General features: G+C 40.2%; 1 protein-coding gene. It reads right to left on the bottom strand.

What is annotated here, in order from left to right; genetic code table 11:
* Positions 1-619: hypothetical protein (locus N2257_10785; protein MCX7794870.1), on the bottom strand; the 619-nt coding region annotated here is incomplete at both ends.

Below are 619 nucleotides of genomic sequence, written 5' to 3'. Positions count from 1 at the left end.
CCTTTGTTCCATGCGTCTAAAAGTATTAATGTTGCTGTTTTTGTCATCTCATCGGTTTCTTTTATTGTATTATCCATCTTAGTAAAATGGCCATTTGTCCATTCTGTGCTGTGACAGGAAGTGCAAACATTTTTCATTACCTTCATTCTTGACTCAGCTTCAGATTTTGAAATTAAATATTCATCTGCTAACTTACCGGTAAAGGTAACGGGGAGTGGCAGACCGTCTGCATTCTTTATAATAGTTGTATCTCCAGATTTTGGTTGGGGATGGGTGTAGATTAATCCAAAAAGCCTTACCCACAGTCTCGCAGAAAAATCGTGGGTTCTTTCTGCTATAACTTTACCATCAGGACGCACAATCAAGCTGTTATGACAGGTTGCACAGGTAGGTCCTGTAAAATCCTTACCAACCTTCCATGGTACCGATTCAAAATCCCATTTATGCTCGCCTATGGATTCATAAATATTGCCATGCTTGCTTTCTTTGTAAACATTATAGGCTGGAACATCGGGCTCCAAATGACATTGCCCGCATGTATATGGCTTTCTTGCTACAGTTATTGAAAATTCATGCCTTGGATGGCAAGCTGTGCAGGCACCTAAACTACCATCTGGAT

It is taken from the genome of Thermodesulfovibrionales bacterium (assembly GCA_026417875.1).
Lineage (GTDB): Bacteria > Nitrospirota > Thermodesulfovibrionia > Thermodesulfovibrionales > CALJEL01 > CALJEL01.
Note: the sequence above shows the minus strand (reverse complement) of the source record. Positions and strands in the feature narration are given on the sequence as shown.